The following is a 13,864-nucleotide window of genomic DNA, read 5'->3' as shown; positions in this document are numbered from 1 at the left end:
ACTTTTTCTAGGCACAAAAAAAGAGACCAAGCTGAGAGCTTGGTCTATAAAAATGGTGGCTATGACGAGACTTGAACTTGTGACCCCCGCATTATGAGTGCGGTGCTCTAACCAACTGAGCTACATAGCCGTAAACTGTGGTGGCATTATCTAGATTTCACACATTATCGTCAAGCATTTTTGTTTGCAATTGTTCAGAGTTTAAACAAGCAAAGTTCAAGATGTTACTATTTAAGCAAATTATGCTATTTTTAGCCCTATTTACTATATTTTTTGATTAAAAATTAGAGTTTTATCATGCAATTCAATTCGATAAAAAAAGCCTGTCTGACCCTCAGCCTTGCCGTCATGACCTTAACGGGCTGCCAAATCGTCTCACCTATTTTTGTTGACTATAATGGTGTGCGACGTGATGTGGCGACTTGGATTAATAAACAGCCTTTATTGAGCATGCAACAAAAGCGCAGCATGGCTCAACTTAGCCGAGCACAGCAGCCTATCATTCGTCTCGACTTCAATGATCAGGAGAAATTAGTCAGTGTTGCTCGCGCCAATGAAGCTGCAATGTATTGTGCCAATCAGTATTTATCAGCTCGACAGATTCAACGCCTACAGAAACAGATCTTTCCTGAAGATACTTTGCATAAATTAAGCTTGCTTGAGCAACAAGCGTTGCATATTACCCTGACAGAGCAAGAAAAACAGTGTGATTAAAACTATGTCTGCTGTTGGATGAATTCATCTAGGCTCAATTTTTCAGCACCAAATTGTCTTACAATCTAGACATAGCTGCTTACATTATTGAGCATTTTTGCTATCGCTAAGCGAGGTGAAAACAAGTCTATATTTTTGCAATATTTTTATTACAAAATTCACAATATCCTTATGAATTTACTTGGTTTTATTCCAAAATAAAAAAGCGTATGATGAAACTATGATCAATGTAAATAGCGCTTTTTTTCAGGTTTTTCCATCCAAATTCAATTGATCAGATAAGGAGAAATAAGATGGCTTTAAATAATATTTTAGTTCCAGTGGACGGTTCAGACACTTCTTATGCTGCGGTGGCTAAAGCTGTCGAGTTTGCAAAAACTTTTGGTAGTAAAATTACTGTGGTTCAAGTACTGACGCTCGATCCATATATTGCTGCAGAGTATATTTCAGCAGCACAAACCAATGATTTAATTGAACGTGCTCGTGCATCGATTTTAAATACACTTGAAGAAGCAAAAGCGAAATTTTCAACTGAAGGTGTCACTGTTGAAACTCGCTTACTTGAAGGTCAAGTGGTGCATACAGAACTGGTTAAAGCTGCAGAAGAAACACATGCGGACTTGATTATCATTGGTTCACATGGCCGTACTGGGATCAAAAAATTCTTCTTGGGCAGCGTAGCTCAAAGCGTACTGGGTGCTTCAGACATTCCTGTTTTGGTTGTACGCAAATAAGCCATTAGATTTATAGCTTAAAAAAGCCTTCTGATCCTAGAGGGCTTTTTATTGACTACTTCATCAATAATAAAATTAAAACGCTAAGTTTAAGGCAAGGATTTTTTAAGGTATCCATTGATATTGTTTCAATGAGATGCGTCCATTCACTACAAAGACATTTTCAGCTGCCAATTTCAATTGCTGAATATTTTCGCCTTTTTCATTACAGCGCTGCGTGCTGATTTTTCCCTGCGCATTGACCACCCGATGCCATGGGATCGTTGATGTTGCATCTAGATGCTTAAGCACATAGCCAACCAGTCGTGCATGCTTCGGTAAACCCGCTAATTTGGCAATTTGTCCATAAGTGGCAATCTTCGCTTGCGGTATCAATTGAATAACCGACAAAATCTGCGTTGCCAATTCATCACTCTGCTTCACATGAGCTCCTTTGAGTCGCATCAAAAAAGAGAACCCTAAGGTTCTCTTTGATTAATACTTAATTTTTACAGATTAGTACAGTAATTGGTTGTGATCGAGTAAATCTTTCAAGGTCACATCAGTATTTTTCAATGTGAGAAATTCAACTTTATCGACACATTTGGGCTATGACAACCATTTGTATAAATATCGCCCCTTGGTAGAGAGCGCATTTATGCAATTAAAAACATGGCGAGATATCGTATTTTTTATGCAAAAAGACAGCGTCATTTAAAGCAGAACTTCAAATAAACTTTATCATGATGTGACTAAAAGCTTCATGACGGCACACCTTACACGTCGGACTGTCTTTAAGAATTCATTTCTTCCCAAAGCCACAGTTTTTTGTCTTTTCATGGTTTCGCATTTTTTCTTTGAGGAATGACTAGAGTGCTTATAAATCTGAAATGATATGCCTACAGCATTTTGTGTCATATGCGCCATCGGTATAGCTAGAATTCATTGGCTCACTAGGTGAAATTTATGCAAGTAAGTTTTCTAGTACTTATGAACTGCTGACATTGTTGTCATGAGCTGAATTGTCCATGTTTGCAATGTTTTCAGCATCTATACCAATACGAAGTTTACGCCATTGTCGTCGACCTTCAGACTGATGTTTATTAGGTTTCGATTCACCTTCAGCTAATAACTTCAAACCTATAGAGTCAACAAGTAGATGTAGTCCATCAGAACTTTTTTGATAGCTAATCGCAATATCAATATGTTTTTATCTCCTGCTGAATGACCAGTCATAATTTCCCACATTTTGCTGTTTCATGATGGAACACAGCTAGAAATAAAAAAAGGAAATGCTCAAGCATTTCCTTTTTTTAAATCGAACAAAGCAATTTAGAAGTTTTCGGGGTTTTCTAATCGACGAACTTCTTGCACTTTCTCTGGATTATGTACAGCAGCAACACCATCATCCGCTTTGGTATCTATTAATGCTTCTGGGTTATATACCGTGATGGTTTCATTACCATGGATATCTTCACCCACAATATATTGGAAGCCCTTTTTATTCATTTTATGGCACATTCTTTGGTACCAACCTTTAAAGCCTTTGGTTTCTTCATTCGGATTGTAATAAAAAGCATTCATCACAGCAGGTAAACCTAGACCACACACGAGCCCCGACATTAATACCGCAATAAATGTATATCCAATCAAAATACTGCTGTATTCACTAAGTTCAGGAATATTGGCAACAGCAAGGATTAAGGCCAGTGAAATGCCTCCACGAACCCCACCCCACGATAAGATGGCAAGGCTACCGTTGTAACTTTTTTTGCGGAAACTTGGGAAGAATGCAAAAGATAAATAGTTTGCTGCAAAGCGCGATGCATGCAAAATAATAAACGCCACCATACCGCCTAAAATCAAACTGATACTTAAATCTAAGATAAATAACTCAAGACCTATCAGGGTAAATAAGAAGGAATTGATGATCCCTTCAACGGTATGCCAGAAATGATTGACTTCCCGAATTTCACGATCTTGAAGGATTTCTTTCCATTTATTGCCAACAATCAAACCACCGATGACGCATGCAATTGGTGCAGATGCATGTGCGAATAAAGCGACTAGATATGAACCACTTGCCAATAATGCTGTAGTTAAAATCAAGGATTCCATTTCATGTTTACCGCGGAGTAAACGTAAAATCCCTAAACCGAATGCCCAGCCAATAATGACTGCAACAACAATTTCATATAACAGTGTTTCAAGCGTACCAATGACGGTAAAATGTTCACCTTGCAAAACATTGAGTAAAGTCATAAACACAGCAATACACATGGCATCATTAAAGAGCGATTCGCCTTCTAATTTCACCATCAAATGATGTGGCGCACGCACCGAACTTAGTACACCTTTAACCCCAATTGGGTCAGTCGCACCTAAAGCAGCACCTAATAACAACAACACTAATAAATCAACATGATGACCAATTAAGAACTGATAACCATATAAAGCAACACCAAAAAACACCGCACAGAGCACCAAGGCTATACTGGCCAAAATACTGATTGGTTTCCAATGCAAACGTAAATCTGAAACTTTAAATTTCAAGGCAGAAGAGGTCAAAATAAAACAAATCACGCCATTAATTAAAAAGTCATAAAAGTCGATATGGCGAACGGCCTCTTCGATATTGTGCAAATTAATCGTCACAAATTGATTGCCATTGAGCAGGCTTGCACCCCATTGCAAAATAAAGACAAAAATTGCAGAAACAATGGGAACACCTATGGCTTGTGGAAAGCCCAAGATACGTTTATTAAAAATCGTGGTTGCAATCGAAAGTGCAAAAATAACGGTAAAAACCTGTAGAAAAAAATAATTTCCCATTTTGTTCCCAATTTTGGTGCTGTGTCGCCTACAGAGTGAGATATAGGTATTTTGAAAATAAATACTAAATTATTTAGTATTTGAAAATAAAATATTCTAACGAATTTTATCTAAATTCCGTGTATCAATTCAGTTTTTTTCACATCTTTTATCAAGATCATTTAACATAGCAAACCTGCATAGATTTTATGCATTTTCATCATCTACATGATTTCTCCTATGCATCAGACTATTAAAACTGTTTTTCGACTTTTTTTTGCTGCGGTGATCTTTATCATTACTGCGGCCCTGATCCTCACTTGCTATAGCAAGACACAGGAAATTTTACGTGCTAAGCACTATTTTAGTCAGGCAAAAACCATCTCACTCGATTCAACGCCCAAAGAACAATTGGTTTTGGTCTCCAATAATGAATCACCCGATCGTGCGATATTTATCATGCTGGCGAATAATGGTTATCTTACCAAACTGAATTGTGAAAACTATACACAAGATATTTGTCTCGATGAATTTAATCAGCAACACACCCGACAAATTCAACACCTCGATTTACTCAAAATTGGACAATTTCAATATATCCAAAATGTGAGTTTCACCAATAGCCGCACTGGACAAAAACAACAATTACGCTATAGCGATGCCCAATTAAAACAGTTCTATCAAAACGATATTTCAGGCCTTAAATATACTGTTTTTGGCGTGGCTTTATTCGCATTTGCCGCATGGTATGTCAGCTATCGTATTGTTCGAAACTTTAAATCATTTCTTAATAAATAAGTTTCAATCTATTTTTCAATGAAAAAAAGAGGATGTTTGCATCCTCCTTTTTTTGTTTTAAATGGCCTGGTTAAAGGTATCACAGCTATTGATATTGCCTGATTTCAACCCTGTCTGGAACCATTTCATACGTTGTTCACTGGTGCCGTGCGTGAAGCTATCTGGGACCACTTGCCCAGTTGCACTTTTCTGTAAATAGTCATCACCAATCTTATGTGCAGCGTCCATCGCTTCTTCTACATCACCCTGCTCTAAAAATTGGGTACGCTGTTGATTATGATGCGCCCAAATACCCGCAAAGCAGTCTGCTTGTAGTTCTTGCATGACCGAATAACGATTACCTTCAGCTTTAGACGCTTGCGCACGCGCCTGCTGAACTTGCTCAGAAATACCTAAAATCGTTTGGATATGATGTCCAACTTCATGGGCAACCACATAGGCTTGCGCAAAATCACCCGCCTGATCTTGACGACTCAATTCAGTTTGATTTTGTTCACCCGTGATGCCCATTTGCGTACGCATATCTTTAAAGAATGCAGTATCAATATAGACCTTCTGATCTGCTGGGCAATAAAACGGCCCCATTGCCGCTTGTGCTGTACCACAACCCGAGTTGACCACACCATTAAACATGACCAATTTAGGCGCTTTATACTGGGCATTTAACTGTTCTTGAAAGACTGTATTCCACGTATCTTCCGTATCGGCCAAAACCGTTCCAACAAAATCCATCGCTTCTTGTTGTTCAGGTGTTGGATTATCCAAACCTTTGACTTCAGCCGTTTGACCCTGTGAAGTCACTTGTTTAGTCGCCTGATAAGCTTGCTGCGGATCGACACCAAAAAACTTCCACGCAACAAATGCTACAACCAAACCTAGAATACTGATACCACCCGCTTTTGCACCGCCACCACCGCGACGGTCTTCTACGTTTGAACTAACTCTTCGACCTTTCCAGCGCATAGTGATCTTCCTTATATAAAATAGTTGATATCCGTGCGTTTACAGATTAATCCTTTTGCGACTTTGGCCATACTTTTTGAACTAAAGACACGACGCACAGCACGATTAAACCTGCAATAAAACCTGTCACTAAATTGATTAAAGTCGGTGTTAATGCACCCACAATACTGCCAACTGTAGGAATATGTTCTGCATAATCCACAGAGCCTTCAATAAAATGGTGTAGCAGAGGCACACCATGGGTAATGATGCCACCACCCACTAAAAACATGGCAATCGTACCTACAATGGTTAATGTCTTCATCAACTTAGGTGCAAATGCTAACAAACCTTGTCCAACGGTCTTTTTAAATTGTGATGCTTGTTGCGTGAGATAAAGTCCTAAGTCATCAATTTTGACAATCATCGCGACAAAACCATAAACACCAACGGTCATTATAATTGCAATCACCGAAAGCACCATGACCTTGGTCCCAAATGCCGCGGTTGCCACCGTACCCAATGAAATTACGACAATTTCAGCAGATAAAATAAAATCTGTGCGGATTGCACCTTTGACTTTTTCTTTCTCAAAAGTCACCAAATCCGTTTCAATTTGCGCCATCTCATCGCGAGCAACTTCTTCTGTTTTGGCTTTTTTATGATGCAAACTATGCAGGACTTTTTCCACGCCTTCATAACATAAAAACAAACCACCGATCATCAAAAGCGGTGTAATCAGCCAAGGTGCAACCACACTGATCAATAAAGCAGCCGGAACCAAAATTAATTTATTAACAAAAGAACCTTTGGCCACCGACCAAACAACTGGAAGTTCACGATCGGAACGGACACCACTGACTTGTTGTGCATTCAGTGCTAAATCATCTCCAAGGACACCCGCTGTTTTTTTGGCTGCCATCTTACTCATCACAGCAACGTCATCCAACACAGTTGCAATATCATCAAGTAAGATTAATAAGCTACTCGCCATTATTTTTATCCTTTAGGCATTTTTTAATATTCTAATTCTATTTAACGCTAAAATTGTATTTAGTTTTTTAATAATTAACAAAATATTCACCCATTTTTCAGTCAATTGTGCTGTGTCAGTAACAATCAAAAATAGAATGCCGTACAATGGTGACATTCTTTGAAAATCAGCCGTAGCTTTGACTACCACTTTGGAACAGATAATGAGTACTCAAGATAATCGTCCAGTGATTTTGACTGGCGACCGTCCGACTGGACAATTACATTTAGGTCATTTTGTAGGTTCTTTACGTTCACGTGTAGGTTTACAAGATTCGCATCATCAACATCTTCTTTTAGCTGATGCCCAAGCCTTAACTGATAATGCCGATAACTTCGAAAAAGTTCGTCGTAATATTATTGAAGTCGCAACCGATTATCTTGCTGTAGGAATTGACCCAACCAAAACCACGATTTGCGTTCAATCATGCTTACCAGCATTGAATGAATTGACCATGTTATATTTGAACTTTGTGACGGTTTCTCGCTTAGAGCGTAATCCAACCATCAAATCTGAGATTCAAATGCGTGGATTTGAGCGTGACATTCCTGCAGGTTTCTTATGCTACCCAGTGGCTCAAGCTGCCGATATTACAGCGTTTAAAGCATCTGTCGTTCCTGTCGGCGAAGACCAAATTCCAATGATTGAACAAACCAATGAAATTGTTCGTCGTTTAAATCGTCAAATTGGTCGTGACGTACTTCCTGAATGTAAAGCTTTACTCTCTAATGTCGGCCGCTTGCCAGGTTTTGATGGTAAAGCAAAAATGTCTAAATCTTTGGGCAATACTATTGTGCTTGACGCGACTGATAAAGATATCAAGAAAGCTGTAAATGCAATGTACACCGATCCAAATCATTTACGTATTGAAGATCCGGGTCAAGTGGAAGGTAACGTTGTATTTACTTACCTCGATGCATTCGATCCTGATAAAGAAGCTGTTGCGGAATTAAAAGAACACTATCGTCGTGGTGGTCTAGGCGATGGTACTGTGAAAAAGCGTCTTGAAGGTGTGCTAAAAGAGCTGATCGGTCCAATCCGTGAACGCCGTTTAGAATTGCAAAAAGATCCTGACTACATCATGGATATTTTAAAAACCGGTACCGATAAATGCCGTGATATTACCCAACAAACGTTGGATGAGATTAAATCTGGACTGGGTGTATTCCACTTCTAAATTTAAAAAATTCCATAAAATTAAGCCTTTCCAATGTGAAAGGCTTTTTTATAGGCACTTTTTGTGAAAGTATTCACAAAATCTCCTTAGTTTTAACGTTAGGTAACATCACTTAACGTGAACACCAATGAAATGACTGACCGTTCACTCTATTATCTATTTATGTTTTAGGAATACCTAAATTCATAACATTTCTCCTTTACCGAACCTGTGGAAACAGATTCGTTGTTATACGCAATGAATACCCCAATCATTGCGTATTTTTTTGTCTGAAAATTGGCAACTACCAATATCCAAAAGTCCACTATAAGCGGACTTTTCAATGAATACATCATTTTAAAAATGAATATAAATTAGTAACTGATGTTACGCAGTAACATCAGAAGCGCAATTTTCTTCAAATAAAAGAACGATACGCAGTAACGTCATCCGCAACTGTTCGAGGCAGGACTACTTCTAATCAAAAAAGTTTTTGCGATACTTTGAGTAATTTGACGCTAGTAAACGAGTTTTGCGGATGACAATGGTTTTGGGTACTTTTGCCGAAACAAAAGTACCTCCAGCCGAAGGCTAATCCCTTTATTCAAACCCTAGATGCAAGACTCCGTCGAATAGACTTAAAAAAATCATTTTAAAAATGCGTAATTACTTTTACGCGCGTAACATCAGTTAGTAATGAAATAAACGGTTATCTAATGGTAGTTCAATTCCAATTGACACTCCACCATCATTACCATTTAAATCTGAGTCACTTACCCAACCGTTAATTTTTAAAGGCATATCTGGACGTAAATAATGTGTCCAAGTTAAGTCTAGAGCTTTCAATTCATCTTTTTCAGGAAATGCTGCGTTGTTCAAAGCAGCACGCTCTGTTTCAGAAACTTTTGCAAACAGTACACGACCATTTAGACGGTTTAGTTGATCAATACGTATATTTCCACCCACTGAAACCATTTGAGCATCACCACCTAAGGCATGACCTAGTGGATAGCCATGTTGATAGTAGCCATCTGTATATATGTGGTGGTTATAAGAAATGCCTTTAGCATCACCATTGGTTCGAGTATCGACCCATTCAGTATAGAGTTGATAAGGCATATTTTTCACACTTGAAGAATAATCAACCCCAGCAAGATACATGCTTTTTGCAGGCAAACCACCTGCTTCATCTTCACCAATATATTGGCCATACAGACTGGCTGGAACTTGCAATAATGGTTGTAAATTCAAACGCGCATCAAAACCAGCCAATTGATTTGAGGGATTTCCTTCACCCGCGCAACCCGTATCTGTACATTCATTATCTTTGCCAATGAATGCATTCCAATACGCCTTAGCACTTCCTGGTTGCCCTTCCCCATCAATTTGGAAAGTACGTGAAGCCCCTAACTCAAGATATGGTAATGGTTGTGCTGTAAGTCTAAAACCAATTAAATTCGTATCTGGAACCGCAGCATAGTCATCTAATCGACCAGCAAAAGCTTGATACTGCCAAGGGCCGATCCAAGATAACCACGGTGTTTCAAAAGCATTCTGTTCTGCACGCTGTGCAGTAAAACCATACACAGGGCGACTCGCATCACCACGGATTAAACTACCGTCATGACCAGGCCCCCAATAAGTCGGAATCTGACCTGCAATTAACCATTGGTTCCAAAGCTTCCCGGCAATGTATGTGCCTTCTACATTTACATCTTGATCATTATTAATTTGTTGTTTATCTTCAGCATTTACACGTAAACGACCATCCCAATTTTCACCACCAACGTTCAGTTCAAGTGCACCTTGATACTGCGCTTTTTGATGATCACCAAAATTTTGCGGTAAATTATTTTTATCTGACTCAGCAAATAATTCGGCTTTTAATAGTGTATTTTCAGCAGTCAATTTATTTTGAATGTTTTGTAATACTTTTTGCTGTACAGATGTCGTCGCTTTTGCAGCAGATAAAGCGCGCTGTATTTCATCACCACTCATCGGCCATGTTGAGGTGCTAATTTGAATAACGCCTTGCTGATTTAACCAATTTAAATCTGCGCGTAATTCTTCATTATTTAATACAATCCCCTGAGCAAAAACAGGAACTGATAATCCAAACAGTACAGCAGCATAGAGTGACTTTCTTAAATACATGCTCTTTTTCTCAAGTTTAATTCACAGCCCACCTTAGATTTTTCAACTCATTTATTCAAGGGCGAAACTGTATCTACCCTAATTTTTTATCATTTCGATTAAAATGCTCAATAAAAGCACAAAATAAAAAACCCGCATTAAGCGGGTTTTTCATTTCAAAACTTAATTAGTTTTTATGATTAGTTTTTATGACGCATATGTGGGAACAAGATCACTTCACGAATACTTGCAGCATTGGCAAATAACATCACCAAACGGTCAATACCAATACCCTCACCCGCTGTAGGAGGTAAGCCGTATTCCAATGCTTCAATGAAGTCTGCATCGTAATGCATTGCTTCATCATCACCTGCATCTTTTTCGGCAACTTGGGCTTGGAAACGTTCAGCTTGGTCAATCGGATCATTTAACTCTGAGAAACCATTTGCCAACTCACGACCACCGATGAAGAATTCAAAACGATCGGTAATATGTGGATTTTCATCATTACGACGTGCCAATGGTGAAGTTTCCGCTGGGTATTCTGTGATGAATGTCGGTTGACGAAGTTCCGTTTCAACAGTTTCTTCAAATACGATGGTTTGAAGTTTGCCTAAACCAAAACCAGGTTTTACTTGCTCTTTCAGTTCATTTTTAACAAAGTTTGCAAGGAACTCACGATCAGATACATTTTCAGCAGTGAACGTTGGGTTATGTTCAAGAATCGCATCAAACATCGAAATTTTCTTGAATGGACCTTTGAAGCTATACACTTCATCACCATAAGGCACATCAGTCGAACCTAATATGTCAATGGCCAATTTTTCAAGCATATTTTCTGTCAAAGCCATCAGGTCTTTGTAGTCTGCATATGCTTGGTAGAATTCAATCATGGTGAATTCTGGATTATGACGTGTTGATACACCCTCGTTACGGAAGTTACGGTTAATTTCGAACACGCGCTCAAAACCACCAACGACCAAACGTTTTAAGTAAAGCTCAGGCGCAATACGTAAAAATAAAGGCATATCTAATGCGTTGTGGTGAGTTTCGAATGGACGCGCAGATGCACCACCCGGAATCACATGCATCATTGGTGTTTCAACTTCCATGAAACGCTCATTGCTCAAATATGAACGAATACCTGACACCACTTTTGCACGAATTTCAAAAGTTTTACGTGTTTCTTCGTTCATGATGAGGTCTAAATAACGCTTACGGTATTTAACTTCAGTATCAGTCAAACCATGGAATTTGTCTGGAAGTGGACGGAGTGATTTGGTTAAAAGCTCAAAATGTTCAATATGAACATAAAGGTCACCTTTACCAGAACGACCAATATAACCTTTAATGGCAATAATATCGCCCAAATCGAGTGCTTTAATTGTTGCAAGAACATCAGCATCCAACTCTTTACGTGGTACATAAAGCTGGATACGACCAGTCATATCTTGGATTACGATGAATGAACCACGGTTCAACATCACACGACCAGCAACTTTTACATAAACCTTTTCGCCTGCTTCAATTTCTTCTTTTGATTTTTCAGCGAATTGATCTTGTAGGTCTTGTGCATAGTGTTCACGCTTAAATGTGTTAGGCCACGGGCTAACACCTGTTTCCTTGGCGTGCTCTTTGATGTGCTCTAACTTGGCATGACGCTGTGCAATTAAATCGTTTTCGGAAATGGCTTGTTCAGAAGTCGATTGAGCGTTATGTTGCGTCATCTCTGTCTCAAATAGTTAAAAAACGGAAGTTGCATAGCATAGCAGATTTCCTTTGAATTGAGCAGTAAGCAATGTGCGCATTTTTTCAATAAGTTGAAATTTATCAAAGTAAGTTGTTTTGACAGCTATACCTTCAGGTTTGCTTAATTCATACCTTTCAGATATGCACGAGATAAAAGTTAAATATTTAAACTCAGTAAGCCAATATTTAGCGACATCTAAATGACAACCACATACTTTAAAATATCCATAAACATCAATATATTGAAATATATCTCAATAGCTTAATTCAACCTTTTACTCTATTTTCTTTAAGACTAAAGTCTTTTAAATGCCTATAAATTAGACCAAAAGCTAAATTCTCTTTTTGACAATTCTCTCTACAATGAAGTCATAAAATTGTTGAAAAATAAAATATTCAACACATCCAAAAATGTTTGAAAACAGTGTGTAGAAAAACAATGACTTCCTGCTTATCGAAAATTCTGTTTTTACATGGATTGGATTCTTCCCGTGAATCTACGAAGTTCCATGCCATCAATGCAAAACAAAAATTCTGCATTGAAGTGGACTATCGCAACTTAAATTTTCAAACTGTTGCGGACTTTTACCACGAGAGTATTGAAACCATTAAGCCCGATATCATCGTCGGTCATAGTCTCGGGGCATACTGGGCTTTGAAAATGTCGCTGTTTCATCGCATTCCTTGTGTGATTGCTAACCCGAGTCTGCATCCAGACTTTCGTGACGACTACCCTGCAATTAATGAAATGGATTTGGATCACGATATTCCACAAATTGCATATATCGAACGTGGCGATGAAATCTTGGATATGTATGAGGCAGAAAAACAACTCGAAGACTATATGCAGCTTCAAGTCATGGATGGCGGACACCATCGTCTACAATGCCCTGAAAATATTAATGATTTAATCCAACATCTCGAATTAAATTACTTAAAAAAATAAATCATAATATTAATATTAACCTTAAGCAGCAATGTCGCTTTTATCAGACATAAAAAAGCCTTGTCTTAGACAAGGCTTTTTACATTTTAAAACTGACGCTTAAGCTGCATCTGCTTCAGGACGTGTTTTATCATCTAAAACAGACCAAATATTTAAACCTAAATCTTTATGCAAGTCAGGCAAATCTAAGAAAATGCTTGCGCCTAAAACTTGGTGTTTACATTTTTCAGCCAATTGTTTCACTGCACGAAGCGTACCGCCCGTCGCCAATACGTCATCCACAATAATTACTTTTTGTGATTCGATTTCAGCTGACATTTCAAGACGATCTAAACCGTATTCAAGGCTATAACCAACACCGACAACAGGTGGTGGTAATTTTCCGGCTTTACGTACCAACACCAAACCTTTGCCTGTACGCTGAGCAAGTAAGCTTGCCAAAACAAAACCACGCGCTTCAACTGCAATAAAGCTATCTACTTCTGCCAATTGCTCAGCTGGAATACTTGCAATTAGGGCATCAGTTAACGATTCGATGTTATTCATAAATAACGGCGTAAGGTCAAAGAAGCAAATTCCTGGTTTTGGGAAATCTTGGACAGTACGAATGTTAGACCACAATGCCGCAGCAGTAGAATTACTCATAATAGGAGAAAATAAATTAAGGAAGGAATGTGTGAATTTTAACGCGATTTGAGAGAAAAGAACAGCTAACCCCCGACTAAAATGCATATTTAAGATACAGCAAATTTACATAAGTTATTGATTATTAATATTGTATTTATTTAAAAAATATCAAATATATATTTTCCTAATCATAAAATAAAAGATTTTAGAGTTTTTTTCTGCAAGACTTTAGTCTATGAATA

General features: G+C 38.2%; 12 protein-coding genes, 1 tRNA gene and 1 pseudogene. 5 read left to right on the top strand and 9 right to left on the bottom strand.

What is annotated here, in order from left to right; translation table 11 throughout:
• Positions 1-53: 53 nt before the first annotated feature.
• Positions 54-130: transfer RNA gene (locus tag FTT72_RS05470), tRNA-Met, on the bottom strand.
• 167 nt (positions 131-297) lie between these two features.
• Here FTT72_RS05470 and FTT72_RS05465 point away from each other — a divergent pair.
• Positions 298-714, top strand: a complete 417-nt coding sequence (locus FTT72_RS05465) for a hypothetical protein (protein WP_180007463.1) — start codon at positions 298-300, stop codon at positions 712-714.
• Positions 715-1,007: 293 nt separating this feature from the next.
• Positions 1,008-1,448 (top strand): universal stress protein, encoded by a 441-nt coding sequence (locus FTT72_RS05460; RefSeq protein WP_180177991.1) that lies wholly within the window; start codon positions 1,008-1,010, stop codon positions 1,446-1,448.
• A gap of 105 nt (positions 1,449-1,553) precedes the next feature.
• Here FTT72_RS05460 and FTT72_RS05455 read toward each other — a convergent pair whose 3' ends face one another.
• The 3 genes and pseudogenes from FTT72_RS05455 to FTT72_RS05445 all read right to left on the bottom strand — a co-directional run bounded on the left by FTT72_RS05455 (position 1,554) and on the right by FTT72_RS05445 (position 4,259).
• Positions 1,554-1,892 carry an MGMT family protein gene (locus tag FTT72_RS05455; RefSeq protein ID WP_180092188.1) on the bottom strand — a complete coding sequence of 113 codons (339 nt, stop codon included), beginning with the start codon at positions 1,890-1,892 and terminating at the stop codon, positions 1,554-1,556.
• A 312-nt stretch (positions 1,893-2,204) separates the two neighbouring features.
• Positions 2,205-2,637, bottom strand: a pseudogene (locus FTT72_RS16270) (transposase); the annotation flags it as partial.
• 122 nt (positions 2,638-2,759) lie between these two features.
• Positions 2,760-4,259, bottom strand: a complete 1,500-nt coding sequence (locus FTT72_RS05445) for a sodium:proton antiporter (RefSeq protein WP_078189922.1) — start codon at positions 4,257-4,259, stop codon at positions 2,760-2,762.
• Positions 4,260-4,478: 219 nt separating this feature from the next.
• Here FTT72_RS05445 and FTT72_RS05440 point away from each other — a divergent pair, with 219 nt between their 5' ends.
• Complete coding sequence (locus FTT72_RS05440; protein ID WP_180159968.1) at positions 4,479-5,036, top strand: hypothetical protein; 558 nt, start codon at positions 4,479-4,481, stop codon at positions 5,034-5,036.
• A 57-nt stretch (positions 5,037-5,093) separates the two neighbouring features.
• Here FTT72_RS05440 and FTT72_RS05435 read toward each other — a convergent pair whose 3' ends face one another.
• Positions 5,094-5,999, bottom strand: coding sequence for a neutral zinc metallopeptidase (locus FTT72_RS05435; protein ID WP_180042270.1), 906 nt, complete (start codon positions 5,997-5,999; stop codon positions 5,094-5,096).
• Positions 6,000-6,045: 46 nt separating this feature from the next.
• A complete protein-coding gene (locus FTT72_RS05430; RefSeq protein ID WP_180159969.1) occupies positions 6,046-6,972 on the bottom strand; it encodes a DUF808 domain-containing protein in 927 nt (308 codons plus the stop codon).
• A gap of 202 nt (positions 6,973-7,174) precedes the next feature.
• Here FTT72_RS05430 and trpS point away from each other — a divergent pair, with 202 nt between their 5' ends.
• Positions 7,175-8,188: a tryptophan--tRNA ligase gene (gene trpS / locus FTT72_RS05425; protein ID WP_168379231.1), complete on the top strand. Its 1,014-nt coding sequence runs from the start codon at positions 7,175-7,177 to the stop codon at positions 8,186-8,188.
• 669 nt (positions 8,189-8,857) lie between these two features.
• On the opposite strand, the gene FTT72_RS05420 is transcribed toward trpS, so the two are convergent.
• Together FTT72_RS05420 and lysS are read right to left on the bottom strand one after the other, a co-directional pair.
• The gene (locus FTT72_RS05420; RefSeq protein ID WP_180063451.1) at positions 8,858-10,321 is read right to left on the bottom strand and encodes a capsule assembly Wzi family protein; all 1,464 of its coding nucleotides are present in this window, start codon (positions 10,319-10,321) and stop codon (positions 8,858-8,860) included.
• A 179-nt stretch (positions 10,322-10,500) separates the two neighbouring features.
• Entirely contained in the window at positions 10,501-12,027 is a 1,527-nt protein-coding gene (lysS, locus tag FTT72_RS05415; protein ID WP_180020646.1) for a lysine--tRNA ligase, read from the bottom strand.
• A gap of 461 nt (positions 12,028-12,488) precedes the next feature.
• Between lysS and FTT72_RS05410 the strand changes: the two genes are divergently transcribed.
• Positions 12,489-12,995: a YqiA/YcfP family alpha/beta fold hydrolase gene (locus FTT72_RS05410; RefSeq protein WP_180177990.1), complete on the top strand. Its 507-nt coding sequence runs from the start codon at positions 12,489-12,491 to the stop codon at positions 12,993-12,995.
• 99 nt (positions 12,996-13,094) lie between these two features.
• On the opposite strand, the gene FTT72_RS05405 is transcribed toward FTT72_RS05410, so the two are convergent.
• The gene (locus tag FTT72_RS05405; RefSeq protein WP_078189930.1) at positions 13,095-13,640 is read right to left on the bottom strand and encodes an adenine phosphoribosyltransferase; all 546 of its coding nucleotides are present in this window, start codon (positions 13,638-13,640) and stop codon (positions 13,095-13,097) included.
• Positions 13,641-13,864 lie beyond the last annotated feature (224 nt).

The organism is Acinetobacter sp. YH01005, assembly GCF_013420465.1.
In the GTDB taxonomy this organism is placed as follows: domain Bacteria; phylum Pseudomonadota; class Gammaproteobacteria; order Pseudomonadales; family Moraxellaceae; genus Acinetobacter; species Acinetobacter amyesii.
Note: the sequence above shows the minus strand (reverse complement) of the source record. Positions and strands in the feature narration are given on the sequence as shown.

Coding starts and splice junctions, on each gene's coding strand:
- FTT72_RS05420 (WP_180063451.1), bottom strand. CDS start 10,321: ATGTATTTAAGAAAGTCACTCTATGCTGCTGTACTGTTTGGATTATCA.
- FTT72_RS05405 (WP_078189930.1), bottom strand. CDS start 13,640: ATGAGTAATTCTACTGCTGCGGCATTGTGGTCTAACATTCGTACTGTC.
- FTT72_RS05460 (WP_180177991.1), top strand. CDS start 1,008: ATGGCTTTAAATAATATTTTAGTTCCAGTGGACGGTTCAGACACTTCT.
- trpS (WP_168379231.1), top strand. CDS start 7,175: ATGAGTACTCAAGATAATCGTCCAGTGATTTTGACTGGCGACCGTCCG.
- lysS (WP_180020646.1), bottom strand. CDS start 12,027: ATGACGCAACATAACGCTCAATCGACTTCTGAACAAGCCATTTCCGAA.
- FTT72_RS05455 (WP_180092188.1), bottom strand. CDS start 1,892: ATGCGACTCAAAGGAGCTCATGTGAAGCAGAGTGATGAATTGGCAACG.
- FTT72_RS05440 (WP_180159968.1), top strand. CDS start 4,479: ATGCATCAGACTATTAAAACTGTTTTTCGACTTTTTTTTGCTGCGGTG.
- FTT72_RS05435 (WP_180042270.1), bottom strand. CDS start 5,999: ATGCGCTGGAAAGGTCGAAGAGTTAGTTCAAACGTAGAAGACCGTCGC.
- FTT72_RS05465 (WP_180007463.1), top strand. CDS start 298: ATGCAATTCAATTCGATAAAAAAAGCCTGTCTGACCCTCAGCCTTGCC.
- FTT72_RS05430 (WP_180159969.1), bottom strand. CDS start 6,972: ATGGCGAGTAGCTTATTAATCTTACTTGATGATATTGCAACTGTGTTG.
- FTT72_RS05445 (WP_078189922.1), bottom strand. CDS start 4,259: ATGGGAAATTATTTTTTTCTACAGGTTTTTACCGTTATTTTTGCACTT.
- FTT72_RS05410 (WP_180177990.1), top strand. CDS start 12,489: ATGACTTCCTGCTTATCGAAAATTCTGTTTTTACATGGATTGGATTCT.